Source organism: Brucella sp. NBRC 14130 (assembly GCF_040371715.1).
GTDB lineage: Bacteria > Pseudomonadota > Alphaproteobacteria > Rhizobiales > Rhizobiaceae > Brucella > Brucella intermedia.
On the sequence record NZ_BAABTE010000012.1, the window covers coordinates 88899 to 114668 of the forward strand.

Consider the following 25770-nt stretch of genomic DNA (forward strand, 5'->3'; position numbering starts at 1 on the left):
TGATCGGGAACGGACATGTCGCTCCCGATCGACACAGTTCGGAGCAAGGTCGAGCTCAGGCGCGGTGCCACCTCGATCAGCACCGAGAACGGCCAGCTTGCGAACTATGTCTGCGTCGACGTCAGAGGCCGTGATCTCGGCGGCTATGTCGCCGATGCCCGAAGGGCTGTTGCGGAGCAGGTGACACTGCCGCCCGGCTACACCATCGGGTGGAACGGCCAGTTCGAATATCTGCAACGTGCCGAAGCACGCATCAAGATCGTCGTGCCGGTTACACTAATCATCATCTTCTAGCTGCTCTATGCATGGCGCTCCCGATGTCCAAGCCTAATTTCATACCTTCAGTGAATAACACAGCATTGGAGTTAAGGAGTTGGGGGCCAGTACGTCATCTTTAACCTCCATCAACGATTGCTGTCCAACTCGGGCTCACACTGCCAGGCGCAAAAAGAGGTCCGACATCGAAGAAGGAGCACTATCATGTCAGAAGCGCAGGCCACTCTGGAGAAGGACGTTGTTCGACCCAAGATCGAGCTGCGAGCTTATGAAATCTGGGTGCGTGAGGGTTGTCCGAAAGGTCACGACCTAGAGCACTGGCTGCGCGCCGAAGCCGAGATCGTGGGGGAGGGCGCCGAGCCCGAAGCGACGGATGAGGTCGCAGATTCTGCCAAGAAGAAGAAATAATCCGTCGATCGCGCGAGTGACGCCGACAAGCGGGCTTCCTCACACCGGGAGGGTACTCTTGGATTTTCTGGATCGGGCTGTTCAGCGGACGCGCTTTGCGTATTTCTCGATGGAGATCGCGCTTCGCGCCGAGATGCATACTTACAGCGGCGGGCTGGGTGTGCTCGCCGGGGACTCGGCGCGCTCGGCGGCTGATCTCGATCTACCAATGGTGTTCGTTACGCTCGTGAGCCGCCAGGGTTATGCGCGGCAGGAGATCGACAACAGTCATGCGCAGGTCAGCCATGCTGATCCGTGGTCGCCCCAAGACTTTGCGACCGCCTTGCCGCAGATGGTAGCTGTGTCAATCGAGGGACGTGCGGTGTGGGTGCGCCCCTGGCTCTATGCGCTGGAATGCCAGCTGGGGCATGTCATCCCGGTGCTGCTGCTCGACACGGATCTCGCGGAGAACGCCGTGGAGGATCGCCGGATCACCGATGCGCTTTATGGTGGGGACCAGGCCTATCGGCTGAAGCAGGAGATCGTGCTCGGCGTCGGCGGCCAGAGCGTGCTGCGTGCGCTCGGCTTCCGCATCGAGAAATATCACCTCAACGAAGGCCATGCAGCGCTGCTAACCCTGCCCCTTCTAAAAGGAACGCGGCGGCCAGACGGCGTTCACGCGTCCGATCCGATCGACAGCTACGACGTCTCGGCGGTTCGCGAGCGCTGCGTGTTCACGACGCACACGCCTGTGGAAGCCGGGTTCGACAAATTCGACTATGACCTCGTTGAGCGCGTGCTCGGCGACTACATTGAACGCGATATCCTGGCGCACCTCGCCGGCGCCGATCAGCTCAATATGACGCATCTGGCGCTGAATCTCAGCGGCTATGTCAACGGTGTCGCCCGCCGGCACGCGGAGACGACGCGCAAACTCTTCCCAGGCTATACGATCGCCTCGATCACCAATGGCGTTCATGTCCATCGATGGACGCATGGCGCCATTGCCAGACTGTTCGAGCAGCAATTCTCAAACTGGGCGCACGAGCCCGAGGTCCTCGCCTTCGCCGATCAGATCGGCGACAACGCCTTGTGGTCGGCACACGGGGACGCAAAGCATGATCTGCTGGCACGGATCGCGCAGGCGACGGGGAGGCAATTGCGTCCCGACCTGCCGCTGATCGGATATGCGCGGCGCATGACCGCCTATAAGCGGCCCGAGCTCATCTTCTCCGACATGGAGCGCTTGCGCGAGATCGCGAACGCTCAACCTTTCCAGATCGTCCTGGCCGGCCTTGCGCATCCGAACGATGGCGGCGGGCAGGAAGCGATACGCGCGCTGGGGGCGCATATCGATGCACTTGAAGGCACGATCCCGGCGGTATTCATGCCTGGGTACAATCTCGACGTTGCCGCCGCGTTGGTCGCCGGTTGCGATGTCTGGTTGAACACGCCGCTGCCGCCGCTCGAAGCATCCGGCACGAGCGGCATGAAGGCCGCCCTCAACGGCGCGCTCAACCTGAGCGTCCTCGATGGTTGGTGGATCGAGGGCTGTGTCGAGAGTGTGACGGGCTGGTCGATCCCCAGCAATGGTGCCGAGGCGAGCGATGCGGGAGCGCTCTATGACAAGCTGCGGGCTGTGGTGCTTCCCCTCTATCACGGTGACCGGGGACGCTGGATCTGGATGATGAAGCAAGCCATCAGCAAGATCGGGTCGTCCTTCAATTCTCATCGGATGATGCGCCGCTACGTCACCGAAGCCTATTTGCGTTGACGAGGGACGAGGATGCGTGTGCAAGATGTGATGTCGACGCGATTGGCCACCATCAGCCCGGAGCACAGCGTCTGGCACGCCGCGCAGATCATGCTCACCGAACATGTCAGCGGCCTGCCGGTGCTCGACGACGCACAAGCCTTGATCGGCATGGTCACGGAAGGCGACCTGCTGCGGCGCTCCGAGCTCGGCACACCTCTCGGTGACGGCGGAGTGCAAGAGCGTGCGCGGGCCTACGTCAAGAGCCGCAGCTGGAAGGTCGGTGCGCTGATGTCGGCCCCGGTTTTGTCCATCGACGAGGATGCCCCGCTGTCGCAAGTGGCGATGCTGCTCGGCCTCAACCGGATCAAGCGTCTGCCGGTGCTGCGCGACGCGCGGCTGGTGGGCATCGTCAGCAGGGCGGACCTGCTCAAGGTCATTTCGGCGGGCGGACCGGATGCGGAGATCAGGGGCGATGCGGCGGTCTCGCGGGCTCTGCGCGCCCGCCTCGAGGAGGCGGGCGCCGTGCTGCGCCGACAGCCGGAACTCCATGTCGCCGCGGGTCGGGTGCACGTCGCAGGGACCATGCGCTCGCAGGAGGAAATCGACGTCGTGCGGATGGTGGTCGACAGTGTCGTGGGATCGGGGTTTAAGGATGATTTGACAGTGGAGAAGGAGCCTCGATGAGGGTTGTTCTGTTCGAAGCGGAGGATTGGGAGAAGAAAGCCTGCGCAAAACTGATGCGCCGGCACGACGTCCGCTGCACGACGGCTCCGCTGAATATCACCACGGTCGGCGAATTCGAGGACGCGGAGGTGATCAGCCCTTTCGTGGCGTCCCGCCTTGATTCCGGCATCATCGATCGATTGCCCGATCTGAAACTCATCGCGACCCGTTCGGCGGGATACGATCATATCGACCTGACCGCCTGTCGAGAGCGAAGTATCGCCGTTGCCAATGTGCCGGATTACGGGGATGCGACGGTCGCCGAGCACGCCTTCGCGCTGCTGCTGGCGCTTGCGCGCAACATCGTCGAGAGTGTCGCGCTGACCCGCCGCGGCGGTTTCTCGATGGCCGGCATGCGTGGTCTTGAGTTGCGGGACAAGGTCATTGCGGTTGTTGGAACAGGGCGCATCGGCCGCCGCACGATCGAGATCGCGCATGGCTTCGGCATGAAGGTCCTCGCCTTCGATCAGGTCGAGGACGCTGCCGCCGCGACACGGCTGGGCTTCACCTATGGCGCGCTCGACGAGGTCCTGGCGCAGGCCGATGTGGTGACGTTGCATGTACCATCATCACCGGACACCGTCGGGATGATCGGCGAACGGCAGTTCGACGTTATGAAGGACGGCGCCATCCTCATCAATACCGCGCGCGGCAATGTGGTCGACACGGAGGCGCTGGTGCGGGCGCTGGCAAGCGGCAAGTTGCGCGCGGCCGGTCTCGACGTGCTGCCGCAGGAGCCGCTGATCCGTGAGGAGGCCGAGATCTTCCGCCAGAACATGGCGGTCGATACGGTCGATCTCAAGGCGCTTGTCGCCAACCACGTGCTGCTGCGCTTTCCGAACGTTCTGGTCACGCCGCACAACGCCTACAACACCGACGCGGCGCTGCGACGTATCATCGACACCACCCTTGCCAACATCGAAGGCTTTGCGGCCGGTCGCCCGGTCAATCTGGTAGGGGTAGCCTGAGATGTGCCTTTCCGCGGAGGTCAGTCTGGGTGCCGCCGCCGTCCTCATCCCGGGCGGCGCGGTGGCGGGCGCGTCGGCCTGGCGGGCAGATCGCCGCTATCTGATGATCGCAACCCTTCCGCTTCTGTTCGGTCTGCAGCAACTGGTGGAGGGTTTGATCTGGATCGAGGGCCACGCAGGCAACACGCATCGCGTCGGCCAGTATTCCTTGCTCTACATGTTCTTCACCTGGATTGCCTGGCCGATCTGGGTACCTCTGTCGGCCTACTTCCTGGAGGGCGGTGGGCGCCGGAACCTCATCCTTTTGTTCGTCATCGCGGGCGCGATGCTGGGCGGCCTGCAGTTCATTCCGTACTTTGTCCATGACGGCTGGCTGGCAACGACCTTCCTGCGTTGGGCAGTTCGCTATCAGGACATCAATCTGCTCGACGGGCTCGTCTCCCGGACCGTGACCTACGCGATCTACGTCGCTGTCGTCATCGTGCCCTTCCTGCTGGTGCGAGGCTGGGAGATCAAGATTTTCGGCCTGCTCGTCGCCGGCGTCCTCGTCATCACCTATGCGTTCTTCTCCTACGCCTATATCTCGGTGTTCTGCTTCGGCGGTGCGGTGATCTCCCTCTATCTCCTGGCGCTGATGTGGCGCAGACGAGCCAGGCCCGCACTGGCGTGATCGCTGTACGGTCGCATTGCCGGCGTTTGCCGTGCCAAGTGCGAGCGTAGAGCAAGATCCGCACGACGAATACGCCCATATGCACCCGCAGCCGAAGTGGGGCATCGCGTTGCGTTCGATTGCTCCATTTGGAAGCCGCTGATGCTGTTCACAGGAGAGGGCTCGCCAGCCGCGCCAGGTTCTCGCCAATCTTGTGGATCATTGGACGTTTTTCCCAACCGTCGAGCGTGAGCGTCGCGGTGTTGTCGAAGCAGCGCACTTGCTCACGGCGCAACTGTTCCGTGACACCCTTGTCAAAAACGATAAGGCTTACCTCGGCGTTGAGGACAAAAGAGCGGATGTCGACATTGCTGGAACCCAGCAGCGAGATCTCATCATCAAACATCATATGCTTGGCGTGCAGAAAGACCTCCTCATAGAGATGCACTTGGACACCGGCCTGGAGGAGTTCGGAGTAGTAGGATTGCTGCGCCAATTTCACCAGGATGTGATCCGTGAGACGCGAGACCAGCAAACGCACCTCCACCCCACGCAGCACGGCGGTTTTGAGTGCTTGAAGGAGAGGTTCGTCCGGGACGAAGTAGGGCGTCGTGATCACGACACGCTTGCTTGCGCCGTGAACCAGAGCCGCAATTACATTGCCAATCCCTGCGTTCGGGTAGTCAGGACCGCTTGGAAGGACCTGTGCAACGGCCCCGGCATCGGGATGATGGTGTGGAAAAAGGGCGGATACCGCCAGTTCCTCCTCCGTTTCCATGAACCAGTCGGCGACAAAGACGGCTTGCAGCTCTGTCGTGATCGGGCCGACAACTCGTGCGACCAACTCCTCGTTTGCGATGTTGGAGGCAGATAGGGCGTTTGTTATGTTCTGGGAGCCGATATAGCCGATGCGGCTGTCTATGACGGCAACCTTACGGTGATTACGCAGGTCGGCACGCGCCGATCTGTGCCGAAAGATCCCCACCTTCAGAGCGAATTGAACGTCCACACCTGCTCGGGTTAGCAGCCTCGTCACCTGGTGCCGCCATTGCCGGGACCCGATGGCATCAATCAGTACCCTGCATGTGACACCTCGCAGGACCGCCCGTTCCAATGCTTCTATTACGCGCAGACCCGTCCGGTCGTCTGCGAATATGTAGAACAGGAGATGGACAGTTCGTTCCGCATGATCGATGTCGACGACCATGCGGTCGATAACACCCTCATAATTGGAAAGAAGTTCGACGTTGTTGCCAGAAAGCGCGGGGAACTGGCCGAGGGTTTCAATCAGGAGCGCCGGTCCCGCCAGCGAGCCTGGCAAGTCGGGACGGCGGCAGAAGTGAGAATGGGCAATCTCTTTCGATGCCGCGACCAGGACCTCCGGCAATCTGGCGAAGCGTTCCCTGCGCCAGCGGGGATAGGTCGGTCTGCCGATAACAAGATAGACCGCAAGTGCAGGAAGGGGCAGGAAAAATATTAGCAGCAGCCAGCTGCGCGCGGCGTCGGGCGAACGTCGAAAGGGCACGACAAAAACCATGACAATGCGGATTGTCCATTCCACTACCAAGTAGGCGATCGCCCAGGCTTCGTTCCCAATAAGCGCCATCGCCGTCGTCCCGTGTGCCTATGTTTTCCGCGAAGGTTGAGGAGTGGAGTAGCAGCGTTCGTTCGATCCCAGGATCTTCGGCTTCCACGGTCCTGTGATCTCCGCCCGTCCGCTGCGCGCGGCGGTGCAGGTGCGCCCGCACCGACGCAGCGCTCATCGTCGCCACAGTATGTTAATCCACCGCAGGACGCGCATGCAGATCCAGATCGCCACGATAAATCCGATCAGGGCCGTGACGGGCAGCCCTATCACCTCAGGTCCAATATGCGCTTGCGCCAACAGCGCGGACGTGACCAGCATTCCAGCCGACAGAAGCGCCAGCGCCGCGAGAGCCGCCCGGCGGTCGAGCCGCCGCTCGGTTTCGTCCGATTGATGGACACGCACACCAAGGGCTAGGTCTCCGCCGTCCTGATGGGCGCGATGAAGCCAGGAGGCCAACAGCGAGGGCAGGTCCTCTGCGGAGAGCGCCAGCTCGGTTTTGAGACGCGCCATGGCTGCCGGGTCAGGCCTGCCGCCCAGCGTGTGCGCCAACGCGGCCTCGCCTTTGGCAATGATCGTAGCCAGCACATTGAAGTTGGGATCGAGCCGGCGCAGGCAGCCCTCAATCAGAAAAAGCGCCCTGACGAAAACCATGAGGTTATAGGGAACGACGACGTGGGCGCCGTCACCGAGCCGCATCACCCTGAGGAAAGCATCGGCGATAGACCAGTCCTTCAGCGGCAGCGAGGAATAGTCGCTGAGGATTTCTTCGATACCCTGCACGAATGCCGTGCGTTCCGCCTGCCGGTCGATCAGCGAAAGAGCGATGGCCGCGTCGAGCATCCATCCGGCGTCCTGGTGAACGAACGCCTGGAGAAAGATCCCGAGATTGCGCCGTGTCGTGTGGTCAAGATGGCCCACGAGCCCGAAATCGTGAAAGCAGATCCGGCCGTCCTCCATAACGAAGAGATTGCCGGGATGCGGATCGCCATGAAACAGACCGGTCGTCAGCAGTTGCTCAAGATAGAAATCGACCAGGACGCCCGCGATCCGCGAACCGTCCTGCGATATGGCCGAATCCTCGATCGATCGGCCATGGCTCATGACCTGGACGAGGATTGCTTCGCTTGATAGCGTTTCGAATGCTTCCGGCACGTAGACGTCGGTGCGCTGCCTGTAGGCATCAGAAAATCGTCGAATGTTTCGCGCTTCCTGGAGAAGGTCAGTCTCGCGCCGGAGATTGGCCCACATTTCGCGGGCGAGGCGCTCGGGCTGCAGGCGGCGGAAGCTCGGGATCGCCGCGCCGGCGATCCGGGCAACGGCAACGAGTATCCGCATGTCGCTGTCGATCCGCTCCCGCATGTGCGGGCGCCTTATCTTGACGATCACCTCCTGGCCGTCGGGCAGGGTGGCGCGATGGACCTGGGCGATCGAAGCGGCTGCGAAAGGTTCGCTGTCGAATGTCTGGAACACCTGTTCGACCGGCCGGCGCAAGGCGCGCTCAAGTTCCGCCCTGGCCTCTGTCGAGGAAAATGGCCGGGCACGCTCGCGCAGGTCGCGCAGTTGCCTGAGATAGTCCTCCGGGAACAGGTCGGGCCGCATGCTGAGGGCCTGACCGATCTTGATGAAGGTTCCGCCGAGCTCATCGAGCGTCTGGCGTAGGCGAACTGGCAGGGCCGAGGCATCGGCGGCGACGCCGCGGCGCCGCTCGGCTAGATAGAGCAGAGTCAATGAGACTGCGGCGGCGACGATCCTGAACAACCGCGAGCTCACGCGCTTTACCCCGGTTATAGGCGGCCGCCGCGCATCGCGTTAGAACAACCGCTGCCGGATGCCGAGCGACGCGTTCGTCAGCGCGATTGAAGAGTCGGCACCCGATGCGAGGCCGGTCAAGGCGCGGATGGCATCGATCGTCTCGGGAATGACGATCGCCTGGTTGTCGACCATGTAGGCGTAGAACAGCTCGTCGCCTTCCGTGCGCAGCATGTCTTCCCAGAGCGCCACCTCGTAGAGATTGTCGTGCGGCCGGCCGAGGTCGGCCATCAGCTCCTTCACGGTATTGATCGCGGTGAGCCCGTCCGTGGTTCGGATCAGCGCGATCCGCGACGAAGCGCCGAAAGCCCCGAGCACCTCCTCCTTCTCGGCCGCCCGGGTCATCTGGACGGACCAATAATGGAGATGCGCCAGCGTCTCGGGAACCTTGACGGCCATGGTCACCACGTCGAGGTCGGGGTCGACGCTCTGGGCGTCTGGTCCCTGATGACTCGGGATCTCGGGCTCGGGCACAAGCGTGTTCATGATCCCGCCTTCATGGCTTTCCCACGGATCGGTGGCGCGCCTCAGCAGCGTGCCGCGCGCGCGTTTGAGCAGGCCGGCCCGCTTCAAGACGGAAAGCGTGCGAACGATGGAGGTCGTGTTGCAGGACACAACGCGCGTCGACTGGCGGCCGATCGCGCTCGCAAAGGAGCTTTCTGCGACGAAAGAGTGTCCGGTCACGGCGTGTTTCTCGCCGCCATGGACGATGAACTTGATGCCGCGGGCCCGGTACCGCTCGACGTTGGTTGCGGCGACGCGCTTGGGTGTGCAGTCGACGACGATGTCCGCGGTCTGGAGCAGCGCATCGAGCGTACCGGCGACCGACAAGCCGGATGCCCTCATCGGGCCAGCCGTCTCATCGGACGCCGCGTAGAGCGGAATCGCCTTCTCTTCAAGCGGGCGCAGGCGCCAGTCGCTCGCGATGTCGCAGACACCGACGAGTTCCATATCAGCCTGAAGACGCACGGCGTCGGCCACCCGCTTGCCGATTACGCCATAGCCGTTCACGGCAACCCGGATGGAACTGTGCTGTGTCATTCCAGAAATCCTTAGAAACGAAAGTTCGATCGCGCCGCTTCCCGCCGCCTTAAGAGGAAAGAGCACCATTTTGTATGCCAGCGCTCGGCGGCTGCATCTTTGATCGAGGTTAAGGATGCACAGTCGTCGTGGTGCCGGCTCGGATTCCGGCACCAGGCAACGACAGGTTCTAGCCAAGATCCTCATAGGTGACGTAGGCCATCATGCCGGTCGCCATGTGGTAGAGGTGATGGCAGTGCAGCGGCCACTTGCCCGGATTGCTGGCATCGAAGACGAAGGTCAGGGTTTCGCCGGGTGGCACTAGCGCCGTATCGCGCACGGCCCCGGAGATTGCGGTGCCGTTCACGTTGGTTACCTGGAAATGATGACCGTGCAGGTGCATCGGATGCGCCATCATGGATGCGTTGCGCATCGTGATCTCTATCCGCTCCCCTTGACGCGTGCGCATATCCGAGGCGCCGTCCATGCCCCATACATAGCTTTGCATCTGGCCGGTCAGGGCGATCTCGAAACGTCTGTCTGCCGGACGAACGGCCAGCGGCCTTACGGCCCGCAGGCGCTGCTCGAGGGAATTGCCCACGATCGGACCGTCGGCCTCGGCAATGGAAGCGATACGCTGGATGGGGGCTCCGGCTGTGGCGAGGATCACGCCCGTGCGTTCCATTGCCCCTTCCCGCAGGGCCAGAACAGGATAGGTTCCGGCTCCTTGAGGCAGTTCCAAGCGGATATCGAGGCGTTGACCCATGCTGATCGGGAATGTTTTGCCGTCGACCGGTTCGACCTCCTGGCCGTCGACAGCAACGAGCGTTCCCTGCACGACGCCGGTGTCGATGGTGAAGGCTGTGGCAGTCGCGCCATTGATAATGCGCAGGCGGACGCGGCCGCCTTTTTCCACTTGCACGACTTCGGGATCGTCGAGCGTTCGATCGTTGGCCAGGTAGGCATCATAATCGATGTCGTTGAGGTCCATGGCCCCCATTGTGCCCATGTCCATTCCGGGCATGCCGCCCTTGTTCATGCCATCCATCTCCATATTGCCGTGCCCCATGGCGGAATGATCCATCATCGGCATTCCGGCCATTTTCCCTTGCCCTGTCGCAGGTACACTCGACCGGGCGTCGTGGGCTTGTCCGCTCTTGAGCCTGGCCAGCAGTTCCTCGGCCGGCGTAAAGGAAAAGTCGTGCAGGAGGATGACGACGTTCTGTTCATCCCGTTCCCTGTCGGCCGCGGTGCGGACGACAAGTGGCGCGGCAAGCAGGTTCTGCTCCTGAAGCGTGTGCGCGTGCATCCAGTGCGTGCCGCCGGCACCGACAGGGAAGGTATAGCGCACGACCTCGCCTGCCTTGATTAGGGCCATCGGATTGTCCGGCACGCCGTCCATCTTCCAGGGCGGCGTCAGGCCGTGCCAGTGGATCATGGTCGGTTCATCGATCACGTTTGCAAGCTCGACATCGAAACTCGATCCAGCGTCCAGTTGGATCCCTTGCTTGCCGTCAGGCTGCATCAATCCGAACACGCGTGCTGCCTTGCCGTTGACCTCGATCGTGCGGCTGGCAATTCCGAGCCTGAGCGGTGGCGCGGCGGCCGAGGCCTGAGGCAGGGCGCCGAAGGGGCGGATGACGGAAGCCGCGCCGACGGCGGCGGTCCCGGTCATGATCGTTGTGAGAAAACGACGTCTGTTCATGGTTCACTCCTGATGTGGCCTGCATCGGCAGGCAAGCTGATCGGTGCGTCTTTCGGACGCTGGTCGGCGACGCAATGCGCGATCGGGTCGTTTCGGTCAGATCAGCTTCGGGGAGGCCCGTGGGAAGGATGGACAGAAATGCCGGCCGATTGGGTCTCGATCGGCAATGCATGATCCCTCACCACGGGGGCACCATCGAAGAGGGCGGCAGGCGGCACAAGGCTGAAGCACTTGAGGCAGTATTTTTGGCAGCACTGATCGAGGCTTCTGTCGGTCCTCTTGCCGCTACCATGATAACCTGCATGCACGAGAACGCCGTCCACGTTGGCGCTTGCCGAAACGGTTTGAGTATTGGCCGGGTCTGGACACGGCAAGGTGTGGGCAGTCGTCAAGGACGCCGTCAGAAAGGCGAATACCAACGCGGCCACGACAGCCGTTCTCAATCGTTCGCAAATGTTCGCCACCAGAGCCACATCAAATCACCTCGATTCAACTCTAGCGCATCAGGAAGTTTTCCTGTTTGATCGGGATCAATGCCAATCCGATGCTGCAAAGCCGTTCCAGCCAGATAGTGTTGTCGTCATGATGAGACCAATCACGACGGCGTACCAGGCCAGTCGAAATGCGGAAGTGTCGCGAAGACGAGGAAGCCCAAGCCGACTGCCGTAATGGTGGCGACCGCGATCGGGAGCCAAAAACGCACCGGCCCCGTCCCGGCCGCGACAACCAACCGTCCAGCCGCGTTCGTTGTCAGGGCGAGCAGCACGGCGTGCCCCACAGTCTCTCTGTCTGCCGAGACACCAAGGAGCCGCAATGCGCTCAGCACGGCAACGTCGATATCGAAGGTGCCGGTGATCGCCGACGTGACCACCATGCCACCAGTGTTCCCGACCGAAACTGCAGCACTTATGGTCGAAACCACAGCAAAGAGGATCGCAAAGGCCAGCAGTGCCCACAATTCGAAGGGGTTGCGTGGCATTTGTCCAGCGTCGGTTGGAACTGCACCGCGCGACAGAAACACCCCGCCGCACATCACGAAAGTCAGAACCGCGGCAAGAATGGCAAGTCCTGCGACGCCGAGCACTGATGGTGAGACGATCGCGACGATGCCGGCAACACGGAGCACCGAGACGGCGGCGGCGAGCGTGGCGGCTCCGGCCAGCGGCCAAGGATTGCCGCCTGCGGTTGCCGTACGCGCGAGCGCCAGCGTCACCGCCGTCGATGATACCACTGCCCCCGCCAATCCGCCCACCAGCACTCCACGTGTGGTTCCGAACAGGCGGACGGCAATATAGCCGAGGAACGAGATTGCAGCCGTCAGCACTGTGAAGAGCCAGATCTGTTGCGGATTGAAGCCGCCCCACGGATCGATCGCCTGCGCAGGGAGGAGCGGCAGGATGATCGCCGTCATCACCGCCAGCACCAGCGCGGCGCGCAACTCGATCCAGGAGAGGCGCCTGAGAAGACCATGCAGCAGATCGCGACTGGCGAGGAGGACGGCAAGTGCGGTGCCTCCGGCGGCAGCGGCGCGGTGATCCCCCGCAACCGCCAGTGCTCCGAGCACGAACACGCCCAGGGCCGCGACAACACCGGTCACGCTGAAATCCGCATCCTGAATGGCTTCGCGGCTCTTGTACCAGGCAAAGACCGCGGTGAAGGCCAGAAGCCCTGCGATCAGCACCGATGGTGCCGCGACGCTCTTGGCGAGCGCGGCGAACAGGCCGCCAAGAAGACCGGTAATGGCATAGGTGCGGATACCGGCCGTTCTCGCGCCATCCGGGGCGTCGCGCTCGCGCCAGCCACGCTCGAGACCTACCAGCAGGCCAATGGCGAGCGCCAAGCCCAACCTGGCGATCAACGGGTCCACTGTCAGCTTCCCGCGGGCTGACGGCCATGAAACGAAGTCGGCATCATCGCGGCTTCCGGATCATGCGCCAAAGGACGTCGTCGCGGCGCCAGAAATGATGCCAGAGCGCCGCTGCGGCATGAAGGAGGACAAGAACGAGCAACGTCCAGCTCAGCAGGCTGTGAACCGGCGCAATCCGGAACGTGACATACATGGCGATCGTGCCGGTGACCGGCAGCGCGATCAAGACGGCGTAGAGCGCGACATGCATAACGGCGGCAATGATGCGCTCGACGACCGACATGCCTCGGGCAGGCGGCGGTCTGCCATAGGCAAGGCGCATGACCAGTTGCGCCAGTACAAGACCAAGGATTGCCCAGCCGCTCCAGGCATGGACCTGATGCAGGAACAGGTCGAAGGGGCGCGGTTTCATGAACAGGTGCGCCATATGCGTGCGCTGGATGGCCCAGGCCGTCGGTACCTGTACGAGGCAGAGGACAAGCACGGTCCAATGCATCAGACGATGGGCGAGCGGGAATTCGTCGGGCGGACTCCCCCGGTGGCGTCCTCCCGGGCGGCGCCATCTCAAGCCTCGACCTCGACGATGTCGCCTGCGCGCGCGGCATAGTCGAGCGCATAGGCCAGCTCGCCCGTCGTCTCGGCATGGACATGAAGCAGCGGCTGGCCCCGATCGATGTCGTCGCCGAGCCGAACCTCCATGTGAACGCCCGCCGCCTTCGATTCGGGTGCGCCAGCGAGCTTGGCAAGCCGCGAGAGTTTGCGGTTGTTGATATGGACCACCCGGCCGGCGTGCGGTGCCGTCAACGGATGGGCGTAGGCCGCCTTCGGCGGCACACGAAGGCCGCCCTGCGCCTGGCAGATCGCCTCGAACTTCGACCAAGCCCTTCCGCTTGAGAGCGTTTCGAGCGCGCGGACGACGCCTTCTCCCCGTTCGGCCTTGCCGCCGATCTCGAGTGCGGCACCGGCCAGCGTCGCCGCCCGGCGGCGCAGGTCGTCAGGGGCGTCCGCTGCATTCTGCAATACGGCGAGCACGTCCAGCGCTTCTAGTGCCGGCCCGATGCCGCGACCGACGGGCTGCGAGCCGTCCGTCTGGATGCAAGTCGTGGCGAGCCCGAACCGTGAGGCAACAGCGTTGAGACGCAGGCCGAGCTGAGCGGCCGCGTTCTCACCGCGCACCTTGGCGGTCGGCCCGACGGGAATGTCGATCACGACGTGGGTAGACCCCGCCGCTATCTTTTTGGACAGCACGGAGGCGACCAGCTGGCCTTCGGTGTCGACGTCGAGCTCGCGCTCGACGCGGACGAAAATGTCGTCGGCGGGGCTCAGATGCACAGCGCCGCCCCAGGCGATGCAGCCGCCTTCGCGTTCGACGACACGCCTCAATGTCGCGATGTCGAGCTCCACCGGCGCCAGTGTTTCCATCGTGTCGGCGGTGCCGGCCGGAGAGGTGATGGCGCGTGACGAGGTCTTGGGCATGAGCAAGCCGTTCGCGGCGACGATCGCGACCACGATCGGGGTTGTCCTGTTGCCGGGAAGGCCGCCGACGCAATGCTTGTCGACCACGATTGGCGCGTCCCAGCGCATCCGCTCGCCGACGTCCACCATGGCGCCGGTCAGGTCGGCAGTTTCGTTCTCGTCGAGGGGGAGGGCGGCGCTGGCCGTGAGGAAAGCGGCTAGGTGGACTTCCGTGTAACGCCCGGCGACCACGTCGCGCAGGATTTCTGCGAAGGCGCGCGAATCGAGCCGATTGCCGTAGATGCGCTGACGCACGCTCGCCAGCGAGTCGATCGCGGGTGCATGGCTGACCCTGACCGCGTCACCGTCGGCAAGGCCAAGCCGCTCCCAGGCGGTTTCGGAGAGGCCGACTTCGTCGAGGGCGATTAGACCATCACCGTCGACCTGGAACAGCGTCGCCTGAACCTCGCCGCTGCCGTTGGAGACAAGGACTTGTGAGCGCGCCGACAAACCCTCCGACCGGCAGACGTGGCAATCAGTGCGCATGACGACGACGGCCTGATGCTGCGTGTGCAGGCGGATGCGCCTCGCCCGCAGGGTCGGTTGAGCGGGAATTGTCGTGTCGGCGAACGTCATAGATCGAACTTCTGGTTCTGGCGGGGAACGACGGCATCCCATCCGAGCTCCCGGTCAATGCGAACGCGCAGCGCTTCGGAGCCTTCGTCTTCGCCGTGCACGATGAAGACCCGGGACGGCGGTCGGCGGAAGCCCGACAACCACCGCATCAGCTCGCTGGAATCAGCATGCGCCGACAGCATTGACAGTTCCTCGACCGCGGCGCGAACGGGAATCCATTCACCATGGATCTTGGTCTCCTGCGCGCCTTGCAGCATGGCACGACCGCGGGTGCCGGCCGCCTGGAAACCGGAGAACAGGATCGTATTGCGTGCATGCGGCGCGAACGCCTTCAGATGATGAAGCACGCGCCCGCCGGTGGCCATGCCACTCGCCGAGATAACCACCTTGGGATACGGGCTTGCCGTGATGCCCTTCGAGCCGTCGACGTCGCGGGTGTAGGTCGCAATCGCGCAGACCTCCCTACATTGCTCCGGGGTCAGGCGGTGGTCCCCACGGTGGGCGTGGAGGAGGTCGGTGGCGTCGATTGCCATCGGGCTGTCGAGATAGACAGGCACCTTCGCCAGGCGCCCAGTCCTTTTGAGCTTCCAGAGATGGTAAAGGAGCGATTGCGCGCGACCCACGGCGAAGGCGGGAACGACGACCGTCCCGCCGCGCGCGACTGTTCGCTCGACGACGGCGCCGAGCGCTTCGGTCGGATCGGCAGGATCGTGCATGCGGTTGCCGTAGGTCGATTCGATCAACACATAGTCCGCCTCCGGTACAGGGGCCGGATCGGGAAGAACCGGATCGTCATAGCGGCCGAGATCGCCGGAGAAGGCGACACGGCGTCCGCCCCATTCGATCTCGGCGGTGGCGGCACCCAGGATGTGCCCGGCATGCCGGAAGGTCAACGTCGCGCCGAAGGGGAGCTTGACCGGTTTGTCGAAGGGCACGGGCGAGAAGAACTCGAGGCTGCGCTCGGCATCCCGGATGCCGTAGAGCGCGAGCGCCGGCTTGTGTTTCGAGAAGCCCTTCCGGTTGGCGTATTCGGCGTCCTTCTCCTGCAGGTGGCCGCTGTCCTTGAGGATGAGCTCTGCAACCTCGCGCGTTGCCGCCGTCGCATAGATCTTTCCCTTGAAGCCGTCGCGCACAAGCTTGGGAAGGTAGCCCGAATGGTCAAGATGGGCGTGCGTCAGGATAACGGCGTCGATGCTCGAAGGGTCGATCGGCAGCGGTTCCCAGTTCAGCTCGCGCAGGTTCTTGAGGCCCTGAAACAGACCGCAGTCGATCAGGATGCGTTTGTCGCCGTTGGTGAGCAGATGTTTCGAGCCGGTGACGGTGCCTGCGCCGCCAAGGGAAGTAAGTGTCAGCATGGCGTCCTTCATTTGGTAGGAGTGGTGAGATCGGCGGGCGAGCCTTTCCCATCGATGGCATTGCGTTGGGCGACTGTCAGGAATTCGTTGCGCGACCATCCGGCCAAAGGTGCGGCGGCATCGATCAGATGCGCCCAACTGCAACGATTGGCGAACAGCAGGCCCGCGGCATCCAGCGTGCCGCCCCGGCTGATATAGCCGCGGGCCACAGTGTGTTTCGGACCGCTGTCGAGCCGTCGCAGCAGGCCGAGCATCGGCTCGGGCCGCGTGTGCGAGACGATCAGGCGCGGGACATCGACCGGGAAGAGGCGCACGAGCTCCTCGTCGGACGCCACAAAACGCGCCTCGATCGGATCGCGGGGAATCCGGAAGCGACCGGGCTCGCTGATCGCCGTCACCACCACCCGCCGTCCATGCTCTTTCAGGCGGTGCGCCGCCTTGAGCGCCTCTTCGAGCTGGTAGGCGCCGATCGCAACGATCTGCAACTCGGCGCCGTCAACCTGTCCGTCGATATGGGCAGCGCCGTCGGCGACAAAACGGACGGCGGCCGCCCCGTCGAAGCGGTGCGGCATGTCGCGCTTGGAGACGATCACGCAGGCGACCTGGCCGCGCCCTTCGAATACCGAGGCCATGGTGGCGACGGCGCTGTTGGCGTCTACCGGAAACAGCACACGCGCGGTGTCCGACATCTCGCCGAGCAGCGCCTCGCCGACGGTCGGGTCCTGATGCGACTGCTCGTTCTTGGAATTCTCCCAGGTATGCGAGGTAACTACGAGCGGCACGGAAATCCAGCCCGGGCTCTGGCCCACCGTGCTTTGGTGGCGCGCGAAGATGATCTCCTGACGCAGGCCACCGAGCATCTTCATCGCGAAGGCTTCGTAGCTGACGATGAGGTTGATCCCGCCTTTGTTCGCAAGGGCCGCGGCGGCGACCGCTTCCTCGTTGAGTGCGGTGATCACGGCGCCATCAACGGCATCGGCGACGCCGGCTTCGGGCGTATTGACGCGGTGGCGGAGGCGGTCAAGGGTGGCACCCATGTGGTTGGAGCGCAGTTCGTCCGGATTGCCGACGCGCACCCTGTGCGACGGATTTGCGTTGACAAGGCTCACGAACCAGCGGTCGAGCGCATGCATGGCGCAATCGGCCGGCGCGCTTTTGTCGGTCCATTGCGGCTGCGGCAGGCTCGGCGCAGACGGCCGGCGCGACGCCAGCGGATGCCGGCTCTCCGGGGGACGCTTCTGCTCCTGGTGAACCGCAATTGCTGAAACGGCCTCGGCGATCTCCTCCTGCGGGACGAACAGAACCCGCGCCGCTTCGTTGAACGCAGTTCGCGCGGCCTCGTCGCGGGACGGATTTCCGGCAAGCGGGAGATTGTGCGCGGCGTTCGTGCCAGCGCCTGGAAAGCCGAAGCCTTTCACGGTATTGGCAATGGCGTAGGGAATGGGAGCGGGATAGACGCGGGCGGGATCGCCCGCAAAACGGCCAAGGCGCTCCTCGGCCGTCAGGATCGCCCAGACGAAGGCCGCGGGATCGCGACCGTCGATCTCGAACGGATCGAATCCGTTGAGCCTGAGATGATCAGCGAGCCAATCGGCGCCGCCCTGCTGCGCAATCTGCGCCCGCTCCTCGATGCGTCGGCCGTTAAGGATCATGATCGGCACGACGAGACCGCTATCCTCAGCTCGCCACCAGCGCGCCGTCCAGTCCGAGCCGCGCTGCTCCTCGAAGGCGCCATCGCTCACGAAAGCGACCAGGCTCTCTCCGGGTAGCGGGGCATGGACGTACTGGACCTCGGCGAAGCCGAGATATCCGCCCTCGGAAATGGCGCCGGCCGTGTTCGGTCCGGCATGGCTGCCGATCGGCACCGCCGGACGGCCCTCGGCATTGATAGCATAGGAATAGAAGTCGGCGGCGAGCCGGGACAACCCTTTCTCGCTCCGGTCATAGCGCCCTTTCTGCGCATCCGAAACGTCGCCGGTCAGCGCGTTGAGCGCCTCGATCGCCGCGACGCAATGGCCCTGTCCCATCACCCAGGAGCGGGTGGTGGCCGAGAGCGTGTTCGCGGCAAGGTAGCCGACAAAGGCCGGCACCATGTTCAGGGAACCGCCGGTATGGCCTTCAGGGGTTGCTTTGAAGGCTTCTAGCGGCAGCGACGCGCCGGAGAGGTCGACGCGCTTGGCATAGGTCATGTGAACCACCGTCCACATCGCGGCGGAGGTCAGCCGGTCGGCAGCGGCAAGCAGGCGGTAAAGCGCGTCCGGGTTCTGCTTCGGCGACTGCGCAAGAGCGCGAATGCGCTCGACGGTTTCGTCGCTATGCGTGATCGGGCCGTAGCCGGCACGCCAATGTTCGAATGCTGGGGAGTGTTCGAAGGCTGTGGACGTCGTCGCGGCCATGCGCTGCTGCCTTTCCTGGATGTGTCTGCTTTCCGATGCCGATGGCATCACTCAACCCCGCCGGTCCACGACGGAGGATCGCTGGCGGGAAAGGAATCGATGCCGGCGGGTTCGACGTCGTCGAGCGGCTCGGGCGGGCGTCGATGACGGACGAGTTCAGGATCGGGAGCGTCGGCGATGGCCAGCGCATCCGTGACCAGTCGGGCGAGCCCGATCGCGTTGCTCGGATGACTGACCGAATCGGAGGAGACGATCCTGCCGCAGAGCGGCGCCAGGCGCGTATAGGAATCACCGGCGAAGATGCCGTGCACGACAGCGACGTCGGGTCGTGCGAATCCAAGCGGCGGCAGCTTTCGCGCCGCCTCGATGAGCGTATTGCCGGAGGAGGCGATGTCGTCGACCAGGACGGGCTGCAGCCCGCTCGATGAGGAGAGGTCGGGAAACGCGATCTCGACGTCGCGGTCGCCATGCCGGATCTTACGCAGCACCGCATGCGGCGCGCCGATCTTTGCGGCGATGGCCGACACCCATTGCTCGCTTTCCTCGTCCGGACCGATGATCAGCGGATCGGCAACCGACGCGGCGATCCACTCCGCCAGGAGCGGCGCCGCATGCAGCGTCAGCGCCGGGATTTCATAGAGCGCGGACAGCGCCGGATAGCGGTGCAGGTGCGGATCGACGGTGACGAGCCGGTCGAAGCTGGACGAGATCAGGCGCGCAAAGGTTCGGGAGGTGATGGCCTCACCCGACCGGAAACGCCGATCCTGCCGCATATAGGCCAGATATGGAGCGATCAACGTCACCGCGGTGGCGCCGAGCGATCGGGCCGCGTCAGCGAGAAAGACGAGCCGGAGGAAGCCCTCATCGGGGCGAGCGAGCGTCGAGACCAGAAGAACCGATTTTGCTGCGACGTCGCACGCGAGGCGGACATAGCTCTCGCCGTCCGGGAAACTGCGCGTCTCGATCGCCCCCAGCTCGCCGGCGCCAGCGTTCGCAAGTGCTTGCGCAAATGCTTCATTGCCGGGGAGAGCAATGATGACGGGGACGGAAGTCATCTGGGCTGTGGCAGGGGCCATCATCGTTCTTTCGCAGTCTCGTTCCGGCGTGCAGCACGACGCGCGGTCAGCTCATGATTTCTTGCCCAAAGGCGAAGACAGGTCTCAGATAAAGCCCGCACGGAAGCTCGATTCTTTAATCGAGATTAAGTTCTTGCCATTGCGTGCCAACTCGGCCTCGCGTGGGAACGGCATTTCCGGTCATGCACGAAGGGATGCATAAAGGCTCCGGGCAGCACCTTTCCGGACGCAATCTTGATCTGAGTTAAAGTTCCGGCCTTCCCAGGCGCGCATTTTGACGACCAAGCAGGCTTCAAGTGACTTTTAGCAGAGAACCTTGTCGATCCTGATGCTCAATAGACGCGGCGATCCATAACGCGCCTGGCTGATGACATAAATCGCATTGGCCGTCGCGCGCGAGAGAAGTACGGGAATGCGGCCCATGGAGAATGAGAACAAGGCGCCCGCGAAGCGGGTCTTCAAGTTCGACATCCTGTATTTTATTGCGGTCTTCTTTGCCGTTCTGCTGATCCGGGATCTGCTTGTCGGCCAAGGCCACATCGAGGACATTCCGTACAGCGAGTTCCAGAGGCTGATCGAAAGGGACGGCGTCGCCGACCTGGTGGTCGGACCGACGGAGATCACCGGCGCTTACAAGCCGCCTATCGAGAAGGATGCGCCCCAGCATTTCTCCACGGTTCGCGTCGATCCGCAGATCGCCGACGTGCTAACCAAGCGCAACATTTCCTTCTCCGGCAAACCGGCGCCGGGCCTCTTCGAAAACCTGCTCTCCTGGCTGATGCCGGCTGCGGTATTCGTGCTGATCTGGATATTCCTGCTGCGGCCGATGATGGCCGGACAGCATGGCGGCCTGATGAGCATCGGGCGCAGCCGGGCGAAAGTCTATGGCGAGAAGTCCGTGAAGGTGACGTTCGCCGATGTGGCGGGCGTCGATGAAGCCAAGCAGGAGCTCGCCGAAGTCGTCGGCTTCCTAAAGGACCCGGCAACCTATGGCCGGCTCGGCGCGCGCATTCCCAAGGGCCTGCTTCTCGTCGGTCCGCCCGGAACCGGCAAGACGCTCCTCGCGCGTGCCGTCGCCGGGGAATCGGGGGTTCGCTTCTTTTCGATTACCGGTTCCGAATTCGTCGAGATGTTCGTCGGTGTCGGCGCTTCGCGCGTGCGCGACCTGTTCCAGCAGGCGCGCGCGCAGGCCCCGGCCATCGTCTTCATCGACGAACTCGATGCGCTCGGTCGCGCCCGCGGCGTCGATATGCCGGGCGGTGGACATGACGAGAAGGAGCAGACGCTCAATCAGCTGCTCGCCGAGATGGATGGCTTCGACCCGAGCGTCGGCATTATCGTTCTCGCCGCGACGAACCGGCCAGAGATTCTCGATCCCGCGTTGCTGCGCGCAGGTCGCTTCGATCGCCAGGTTCTGGTCGACCGCCCCGATCGTCAGGGCCGGATCGACATACTGAACGTGCATCTGAAGAAGATCAGCGTGGCGCCCGAACTCGACGTCGCGGCGGTCGCGGCGCTCACGCCCGGCTTCACCGGCGCCGATCTCGCCAATCTGGTCAACGAGGCCGCGCTTGTGGCCACGCGCCGCGGCGCGAGCGCCACCGTGCTCGACGATTTCACGCAGGCCGTGGAACGTATCGTCGCCGGCCTGGAGAAGAAAAGCCGAATTCTCATTCCACGCGAGCGCCAGATCGTCGCCAATCACGAGATGGGGCATGCGCTCGTCGCCATGGCGCTTCCCCAGACCGACGTGGTGCAGAAGGTCTCGATCATCCCGCGCGGCATTGCTGCGCTCGGCTACACGCTCCAGCGGCCGACCGAGGATCGCTTCCTCATGAGCCAGTCCGAATTGCAGGATCGCATGGCGGTGCTGCTTGGCGGTCGGGCCGCCGAAAGCCTGGTGTTCGACGAGATTTCGACAGGCGCGGCGGACGATCTCGTCAAGGCGACGGACATCGCACGCAACATGGTGGTCCGGTTCGGCATGTCGAAGGAGCTCGGACAGGTCGCATATGAACCGGAGACCGGCAGCTTCCTCGTCGGACAGACCCCGGCCTGGCGACCGCGCACCTATAGTGATGAGACGGCCGAGGCCATCGATCACATGGTGAAAGACCTGATTGACAGCGCCTTCCAGAAGGCACGCGCGATCCTCGAGCGCAACCGATCCGTGCTCGATACCAGTGCGCGCGAGCTTCTTGCGCGCGAGACGCTCGGCCCCGACGAGCTCGCCAAGCTGACCACGGGTCTCGAGCGCGAGGCACCGCGAAAGCCAGGTCTCGCTCTGGTCGAATGATGCGGATCGAAAATCGCCGGATAGGCCTGCTCGACGGGCGCTCGCTGTTTAAGGGAATCTAAGGTGCGCAGATCATCCGTTGTCGTCATCGCCGTGTTGGTTGGCACTGCTGTGGCCGGCGGCTATGTCTATTGGCTCGGTACGCAGAACCGGGTTCCAGCAGGCCTGGCGCGAGTGAATGGAAGGATCGAGGTCGAGCGGGTCGACATCACCAGCAAGTATGCCGGGCGACTGGCTGAAGTCCTGGTCGACGAGGGCGCGAACGTCAACAAGGGCGACGTGCTTGCCCGCCTCGATACGAGCGAGATCCAGGCCCAGTTGACGGCCGCGCGCGCCGCCGTCCATCGCAGCCATCAGAGCGTCGCCAGTGCGCAAGCGAGTGTTGCCCTGCGCGAGGCTGAACTCAATCTTGCGCGAATCGAACTCCAGCGGGTCGTCAACCTCATGCGAACGAACACTTCGACCCAGGCCGAGCTCGATCGCCGCACGGCGCAACGCGACATCTCAAGCGCGTCTCTGCAGACCGCTAAAGCCGCGGTTGAGGACGCCAAGGCCTCGGTCGAGGTTGCCGAGGCGCAGGTCAGCCAGATCGAAGCCGCCATTGCCGACATGACGTTGAAGGCCCCGGTATCCGGCCGCGTCGAGTACCGTCTCGCCCGAACCGGCGAGGTCGTCGGCGCCGGGGGGCGCATATTGACGGTCTTCGACCTCTCGGACGCCCATATGACGATCTATCTTCCGACGGCCTCCGCCGGTCGTGTGGCGGTGGGCTCGCAGGCCCGCCTCGTGCTGGACGGCCCAGGCGGCTACGTCTTGCCGGCGATCGTGTCGTTCGTTTCGGCCGACGCGCAGTTCACACCGAAATTCGTGGAGACGGCGAACGAGCGCGAGAAGCTGATGTATCGCGTCAAGCTGCATCTCGACCCGGCGCTGGTCACCTCCGAGCGCGGCTATGTCAAGGCGGGGATGACCGGCAACGCCTATGTTCCGGTGACCCCAGACGCGCTTTGGCCGACCGAACTTGCGCCGAGGCTGCCCGATGGAGGCTGAGCCCGCCACTGCCGTCAGCCTGTCGGGCGTCCAGCATGCCTATGGGAAGGTGATCGCTCTTCGCAATCTGGCTCTGACCGTTCTGCCCGGGTGCAAGCTCGCCATCGTCGGCCCGGATGGGGTCGGCAAGTCGACCTTGCTCGGCTTGATCGCGGGGGTTCGCCGCATTCAGCGCGGTTCGGTCAATGTGCTGGGCGGCGACATGGCTTCGGCGGCGCACCGCAACGAGGCCGCGCCCCGCATCGCCTATATGCCGCAAGGGCTCGGACGCAATCTCTATCCGACCTTGTCGGTCTACGAGAACATCGACTTTTTCGCCCGGCTCTACACCCAGCCGGACGATGGTCGGCGTCGACGGATCGACGAGCTCATGCGGGTCACGGGGCTGTTTCCGTTCGCCGAACGACCGGCGGGGAAACTCTCCGGCGGGATGAAGCAGAAGCTCGGGCTGTGCTGCGCGCTGGTTCATGATCCCGATCTCCTCATTCTGGACGAACCGACGACCGGGATCGATCCGTTGTCGCGCCGCCAGTTCTGGACGTTGATCGGACGTATCCAGGCCGAGCGGCCGACCATGACGGTGATCGTGGCGACCGCCTACATGGAGGAGGCTGGCGCCTTCGATCGAATCGTGGCGATCGACGATGGCGCGATCATCGCTGAAGGAAGTCAGACGGACCTGCTTGCGCGCACCGGCGCCACCACTCTCGAACAGGCCTATATCGAGCTACAGCGTCCGGAACGGCGCGGGGTGCGCGCGGCGCCGTCCGTCCCACGTCTCGAACCCGACGGCGGCCCTCCAGCCATCGTGGCCGAAGGCCTGACGATGCGGTTTGGCGATTTCACCGCGGTCGACCATGTCAGCTTTCGCATCGAGCGCGGCGAGATCTTCGGCTTCCTCGGCTCCAATGGCTGCGGCAAGACGACGACGATGAAGATGTTGACCGGGCTGCTTCCGGCGACCGAAGGTCATGCCGAGCTCCTGGGCAAGCCGGTCGATGCGCGCGACATCTCGACGAGGACGCGAATCGGCTACGTCTCGCAATCTTTTTCGCTTTACGAAGAGCTGACCGTGCGCGGCAATCTCGAACTGCACGGTCGACTCTGCGGCATCGGCGGCAAGGGGCTGGGTGAGCGGGTCGATGAGGCCTTGTCGCGCTTCGAGCTCGGCAATGTCGCCGAGATGCTGCCGGACGCCTTGCCCTTGGGCATGCGCCAGCGCCTTCAGCTGGCGGCGGCGTGCCTGCATCGGCCGGACGTCCTGATCCTGGACGAGCCCACATCGGGCGTCGATCCGGCGGCCCGCGACCGCTTCTGGAGCCTTCTGCTCGAGATGTCGCGCCGCGACGGAGTGACGATCTTCATCTCGACGCATTTCATGAACGAGGCCGAGCGCTGCGACCGCGTCTCTCTCATGCATGCGGGCCGCGTGCTGGCGGTCGGCGCGCCACGCGAGCTCCAGGCCGCACGTAAGGCCGCAAGCCTCGAGGATGCCTTCGTCGCCTGTTTGGAAGATGCGGCGGGTACGGGTGCCGGCGAGCCGTCCGTGACTGATGAAGCGGTCGGCGTGGTCGAGCCGACCTCAGTGAGGCTGAACAACAATGCCGAGGTGGCGCAAACGCCGCGCCTTGCTTCGATGAAGCGGATCTGGACGTTTGCACGCCGGGAGGCGCTCGAGCTCAGCCGGGATCGCATCCGGCTGGCCTTCGCCCTGATCGGTCCGCTGCTGCTCATGGCGGCGTTCGGCTACGGGATATCGTTTGATATCGAAGGTTTGCGCTACGCGGCGCTCGACCGCGACCAATCTCTGGAAAGCCGGGCGTTCCTCGACCAGTTCTCGAACTCGCGGTACTTCGTCGAGCAGGCACGTCTGAACGACGATGTCGAGATCGACCGGCGCCTGCGCGCCGGCGAGATGAAATTCGCCATCGACGTCCCGCCCCGCTTCGGCCGCGACCTCTTGCAAGGCCGCCGGCCCGAGGTCGGCTTCTGGCTCGACGGCGGCAATACCTTCCCCGCCGAGACCGCGCGCGCCTACATTCTTGGCACGCTTCAGACCTATGCCGGCATGCTGGCGCGCGCCCCTCGTGGCGCCAACGGACTGCCGGCCGAGACGCTGCGGGTCGAGCCGCGCTTTCGTTACAATCAGGATTTCCGTTCCGTCTTCGCGATCACGCCGGGATCGATCATGCTGCTGCTGATCATCTTCCCGGCGATGCTGACCGCCCTCGGGGTTGTGCGGGAAAAGGAGATGGGGTCGATCGCGAATGTCTATGCGTCGCCGGCGACGGTCGGCGAGTATCTACTCGGCAAGCAGCTCCCTTATGTTGTGATCGGCGTCCTGAGCTATCTCAGCCTGCTGGCTTTCGCCGGTGGCGTGCTGGGCGTCGTGCCGAAGGGCTCGCTGCTGGCGCTCTCGCTCGCAGCCCTGGTCTATGTCTACGCCGCGACGGCATTCGGGCTTCTCGTTTCCGCCTTCGTCTCGACCCAGGTCGCCGCGATCTTCGGCACCGCCATTATGACGGCGATGACCGCAGCGCATTATTCGGGCTTCCTGATCCCGGCCTCCTCGCTCGAGGGGCCGGGCCGCATCATGGGCCTGTCCTTCCCGCCGCTTTGGTTCCAGACCATCAGCCTCGGCGTGTTCGCCAAAGGTCTCGAAACGCCAGCGTTCGCCCGCGAGCTTCTGGTGCTGGCGGCGTTCGCGCTTGGATTCCTGCTGCTGGCGCGGCTCTTGATCCGCAAGCAGGGGGCGTAG

At 63.8% G+C, this 25770-nt stretch carries 18 protein-coding genes and 1 pseudogene; 9 read left to right on the top strand and 10 right to left on the bottom strand.

Going from position 1 to position 25770, the window contains the following annotated elements; translation table 11 throughout:
- Nucleotides 1–42: 42 nt before the first annotated feature.
- From ABWW28_RS21080 to ABWW28_RS21105, 6 genes and pseudogenes are all read left to right on the top strand, one after another.
- Nucleotides 43–291, top strand: a pseudogene (locus tag ABWW28_RS21080) (efflux RND transporter permease subunit); the annotation flags it as partial.
- Nucleotides 292–480: 189 nt separating this feature from the next.
- Nucleotides 481–684, top strand: a complete 204-nt coding sequence (locus ABWW28_RS21085; protein ID WP_050747024.1) for a DUF2934 domain-containing protein — start codon at nucleotides 481–483, stop codon at nucleotides 682–684.
- A 58-nt stretch (nucleotides 685–742) separates the two neighbouring features.
- The gene (glgP, locus tag ABWW28_RS21090; RefSeq protein WP_197284066.1) at nucleotides 743–2437 is read left to right on the top strand and encodes an alpha-glucan family phosphorylase; all 1695 of its coding nucleotides are present in this window, start codon (nucleotides 743–745) and stop codon (nucleotides 2435–2437) included.
- A 12-nt stretch (nucleotides 2438–2449) separates the two neighbouring features.
- Entirely contained in the window at nucleotides 2450–3103 is a 654-nt protein-coding gene (locus ABWW28_RS21095; protein ID WP_077546178.1) for a CBS domain-containing protein, read from the top strand.
- Nucleotides 3100–4110, top strand: a complete 1011-nt coding sequence (locus ABWW28_RS21100) for a hydroxyacid dehydrogenase (protein ID WP_050747022.1) — start codon at nucleotides 3100–3102, stop codon at nucleotides 4108–4110. Before ABWW28_RS21095 ends, ABWW28_RS21100 begins: the two co-directional genes overlap by 4 nt.
- A gap of 1 nt (nucleotide 4111) precedes the next feature.
- Nucleotides 4112–4780 (top strand): DUF6629 family protein, encoded by a 669-nt coding sequence (locus ABWW28_RS21105; RefSeq protein ID WP_077546179.1) that lies wholly within the window; start codon nucleotides 4112–4114, stop codon nucleotides 4778–4780.
- 148 nt (nucleotides 4781–4928) lie between these two features.
- Here ABWW28_RS21105 and cls read toward each other — a convergent pair whose 3' ends face one another.
- The 10 genes from cls to ABWW28_RS21155 all read right to left on the bottom strand — a co-directional run bounded on the left by cls (nucleotide 4929) and on the right by ABWW28_RS21155 (nucleotide 19669).
- Nucleotides 4929–6365: a cardiolipin synthase gene (gene cls / locus ABWW28_RS21110; protein WP_097136861.1), complete on the bottom strand. Its 1437-nt coding sequence runs from the start codon at nucleotides 6363–6365 to the stop codon at nucleotides 4929–4931.
- 153 nt (nucleotides 6366–6518) lie between these two features.
- A complete protein-coding gene (locus ABWW28_RS21115) occupies nucleotides 6519–8117 on the bottom strand; it encodes an ABC1 kinase family protein (protein WP_141402010.1) in 1599 nt (532 codons plus the stop codon).
- A 39-nt stretch (nucleotides 8118–8156) separates the two neighbouring features.
- Entirely contained in the window at nucleotides 8157–9197 is a 1041-nt protein-coding gene (locus tag ABWW28_RS21120; RefSeq protein WP_077546182.1) for a type II glyceraldehyde-3-phosphate dehydrogenase, read from the bottom strand.
- Between the two features lie 169 nt (nucleotides 9198–9366).
- A complete protein-coding gene (locus ABWW28_RS21125) occupies nucleotides 9367–10881 on the bottom strand; it encodes a multicopper oxidase family protein (RefSeq protein ID WP_097136865.1) in 1515 nt (504 codons plus the stop codon).
- 595 nt (nucleotides 10882–11476) lie between these two features.
- Entirely contained in the window at nucleotides 11477–12748 is a 1272-nt protein-coding gene (locus ABWW28_RS21130) for an MgtC/SapB family protein (RefSeq protein ID WP_077546184.1), read from the bottom strand.
- A 43-nt stretch (nucleotides 12749–12791) separates the two neighbouring features.
- Entirely contained in the window at nucleotides 12792–13316 is a 525-nt protein-coding gene (locus ABWW28_RS21135; RefSeq protein ID WP_151683189.1) for a cytochrome b, read from the bottom strand.
- Nucleotides 13313–14839: a thymidine phosphorylase family protein gene (locus ABWW28_RS21140; protein WP_097136869.1), complete on the bottom strand. Its 1527-nt coding sequence runs from the start codon at nucleotides 14837–14839 to the stop codon at nucleotides 13313–13315. Before ABWW28_RS21140 ends, ABWW28_RS21135 begins: the two co-directional genes overlap by 4 nt.
- A complete protein-coding gene (locus ABWW28_RS21145) occupies nucleotides 14836–16194 on the bottom strand; it encodes an MBL fold metallo-hydrolase RNA specificity domain-containing protein (protein ID WP_097137463.1) in 1359 nt (452 codons plus the stop codon). Before ABWW28_RS21145 ends, ABWW28_RS21140 begins: the two co-directional genes overlap by 4 nt.
- Before the next feature lie 8 nt (nucleotides 16195–16202).
- A complete protein-coding gene (locus tag ABWW28_RS21150) occupies nucleotides 16203–18590 on the bottom strand; it encodes a phosphoketolase family protein (RefSeq protein ID WP_077546187.1) in 2388 nt (795 codons plus the stop codon).
- Nucleotides 18591–18637: 47 nt separating this feature from the next.
- Complete coding sequence (locus ABWW28_RS21155) at nucleotides 18638–19669, bottom strand: ribose-phosphate pyrophosphokinase (RefSeq protein WP_353391984.1); 1032 nt, start codon at nucleotides 19667–19669, stop codon at nucleotides 18638–18640.
- A 418-nt stretch (nucleotides 19670–20087) separates the two neighbouring features.
- On the opposite strand from ABWW28_RS21155, the gene ftsH reads away from it, so the two are divergent.
- The 3 genes from ftsH (at nucleotide 20088) to rbbA (ending at nucleotide 25770) form a co-directional block, all read left to right on the top strand.
- Nucleotides 20088–21962 (top strand): ATP-dependent zinc metalloprotease FtsH, encoded by a 1875-nt coding sequence (ftsH, locus tag ABWW28_RS21160; RefSeq protein ID WP_077546188.1) that lies wholly within the window; start codon nucleotides 20088–20090, stop codon nucleotides 21960–21962.
- Nucleotides 21963–22025: 63 nt separating this feature from the next.
- Entirely contained in the window at nucleotides 22026–23012 is a 987-nt protein-coding gene (locus ABWW28_RS21165) for an HlyD family secretion protein (RefSeq protein WP_077546189.1), read from the top strand.
- Nucleotides 23002–25770, top strand: coding sequence for a ribosome-associated ATPase/putative transporter RbbA (gene rbbA, locus ABWW28_RS21170; protein WP_077546190.1), 2769 nt, complete (start codon nucleotides 23002–23004; stop codon nucleotides 25768–25770). Before ABWW28_RS21165 ends, rbbA begins: the two co-directional genes overlap by 11 nt.

Bases quoted from the DNA above. Each gene is read 5' to 3' on its own strand.
- ABWW28_RS21085 (WP_050747024.1), top strand. From the start codon at position 481: ATGTCAGAAGCGCAGGCCACTCTGGAGAAGGACGTTGTTCGACCCAAG.
- ABWW28_RS21095 (WP_077546178.1), top strand. From the start codon at position 2,450: ATGCGTGTGCAAGATGTGATGTCGACGCGATTGGCCACCATCAGCCCG.
- ABWW28_RS21100 (WP_050747022.1), top strand. From the start codon at position 3,100: ATGAGGGTTGTTCTGTTCGAAGCGGAGGATTGGGAGAAGAAAGCCTGC.
- ABWW28_RS21105 (WP_077546179.1), top strand. From the start codon at position 4,112: ATGTGCCTTTCCGCGGAGGTCAGTCTGGGTGCCGCCGCCGTCCTCATC.
- cls (WP_097136861.1), bottom strand. From the start codon at position 6,365: ATGGCGCTTATTGGGAACGAAGCCTGGGCGATCGCCTACTTGGTAGTG.
- ABWW28_RS21120 (WP_077546182.1), bottom strand. From the start codon at position 9,197: ATGACACAGCACAGTTCCATCCGGGTTGCCGTGAACGGCTATGGCGTA.
- ABWW28_RS21125 (WP_097136865.1), bottom strand. From the start codon at position 10,881: ATGAACAGACGTCGTTTTCTCACAACGATCATGACCGGGACCGCCGCC.
- ABWW28_RS21140 (WP_097136869.1), bottom strand. From the start codon at position 14,839: ATGACGTTCGCCGACACGACAATTCCCGCTCAACCGACCCTGCGGGCG.
- ABWW28_RS21145 (WP_097137463.1), bottom strand. From the start codon at position 16,194: ATGCTGACACTTACTTCCCTTGGCGGCGCAGGCACCGTCACCGGCTCG.
- ABWW28_RS21150 (WP_077546187.1), bottom strand. From the start codon at position 18,590: ATGGCCGCGACGACGTCCACAGCCTTCGAACACTCCCCAGCATTCGAA.
- ABWW28_RS21155 (WP_353391984.1), bottom strand. From the start codon at position 19,669: ATGATGGCCCCTGCCACAGCCCAGATGACTTCCGTCCCCGTCATCATT.
- ftsH (WP_077546188.1), top strand. From the start codon at position 20,088: ATGGAGAATGAGAACAAGGCGCCCGCGAAGCGGGTCTTCAAGTTCGAC.
- rbbA (WP_077546190.1), top strand. From the start codon at position 23,002: ATGGAGGCTGAGCCCGCCACTGCCGTCAGCCTGTCGGGCGTCCAGCAT.